Here is a 1,707-nt window from a genome sequence, read left to right on the forward strand (position 1 = left end):
CCTGTACACCGACCCGGAGCTGGTGCGGCGCCATCCGTACCTGCCGGTGGTGCGGCAGGCCCTGGAGGGCGCGGTGCGCCGACCTCGCCGACGCCGTGATCCGCGCCGTCTGCCCGGGCCGCCTCCCCGACGGTGAACGGCTCGCCGACCGCACCGTGGCCCTCCTCACCCGCGGACTGCCCGGGTTCGCCGTCGACCCGTCGGGCGCCCTCCACCTGTCGCTGATGCGCTCCTGCACCGGCTGGCCGTCCGGCGTCTGGATCGACCCGCCGAGGCGCACGCTGCCGGACGGTGCGTCGTTCCAACTCCAGCACTGGACCCACGAGTTCCGGTACGCCCTGGCCGGCGGCGACGGCGACTGGCGGGCCCGGCACCTGCCGGCGCAGGGCCAGGAGTTCAACCACCCGCTGCACGCCCGGCTGCTCCCGCCCGGCCGGGCAGGCGGAGTACCCCGGACCTGCTCCTGGCTGCGGGTCGAACCGGAGCGGGAGGTGCTGCTGTCCGCGCTGAAGCCGACCGGCAACCCGATCGCGCACGGTTCCGCGGCGGCCGTCTCCCCCGGGTCGTCGGTCACCCTGCGACTGATCGAGTCCACCGGTCTCGGGCGGACGGCCCGGCTGGACGGCTCGCTGCGGCTCTCCGCGCTGCGCGCCGCCGACCTGCTGGAGCAGCCGGGCGGGACACCGGCCGATCCGGCACCGGCCGATCTGGTGCTGGCCGGCGCGGAGGTGGTCACGGTGACGGCGGTACCGGAGGCCACGGCCCCCGGTCCGGTGACCGCCGCACTGGGGCCGACGGCCGAGGCTGCGCAGCCCGTCCACGCCCGGTACTGGCTGCACAACCGGGGGCCCGCACCGATGGGGTACCTGCCGGTGTCGGTCGGTCTCTCCCCCGGCCTGGTCCGCACGGCCGGCGGTCCGGTCGAGCTGTCCGCCGTCCTCGCCTCGCACCTGGTGGACGCCGAGGTGGAGGGCGCCGCCGAGGTCCTCGCCCCCGACGGCTGGCAGGTCTCCGTCCGCCGCCGCCCGTACCGGCTCGTCCCCTCCGGGCACGTGCGCTTCCCGCTGACGCTCGACCCGCCGGCCGGCACCGAGCCCGGCCTGTACTTCGTCGCCGTCCGCACCGAGTACGGCGGCCAGCTCGTCGAGGACGTCGCCACCGTCGCCGTCGGCGACCTGCCTACGCTGCTGCCCGCCGACGGCGGGGCACCCGAGGACTGGACGGCCGCCCAGGGCACCCGGGCCGCCGACGGACGCGACACCGGCCTGTCCGTCTCCGTCACCACCCCCTCGGTCCGGCTGTCGCCGGGCCGGCGCGGCACGCTCGGCGTCGTCCTCGGCAACCGCACCCGTGGCGAGATCCGCGGCGAGCTGCAGGTGGTCGCCCCCTTCGGCTGCTGGGACGCACTCCCCGACCCCGTCCGCGGCTTCACCGTGCCGGCCGGCGCCCGGCACACCGTCACCTTCGACGTCGCCGTCCCGGCCGACGCCGAGCCCGACGCCTACTGGGCGCTGGCGAAGGTGATGTGGTTCGGCCGCTGCCAGTACGCGCCGACGGTGGAGCTGGTGATCGAGCCGTGACCGCCGGACCCTCCCTGCTCGGACTGCTCGACGGCCACCCGCTCCCCCGCGCCGAGTTGGACCGACGGCTGGCCGCGCTCCGTGCCGGCCCGAGGTCCTCCGCGCTGCCCGCCCCCGGCAGCGCGGA

Annotated in this window: 1 protein-coding gene; it reads left to right on the forward strand. The window is 77.0% G+C overall.

Annotated features, from left to right (window positions below):
• Positions 1–1,580, forward strand: a 1,580-nt coding sequence (locus tag ABZ641_RS36120; RefSeq protein ID WP_359988704.1) for an NEW3 domain-containing protein, incomplete at its 5' end; no start/stop codon positions are given.
• Positions 1,581–1,707 lie beyond the last annotated feature (127 nt).

Source organism: Kitasatospora sp. NPDC007106, from assembly GCF_040634455.1.
Classification (GTDB): domain Bacteria; phylum Actinomycetota; class Actinomycetes; order Streptomycetales; family Streptomycetaceae; genus Kitasatospora; species Kitasatospora arboriphila.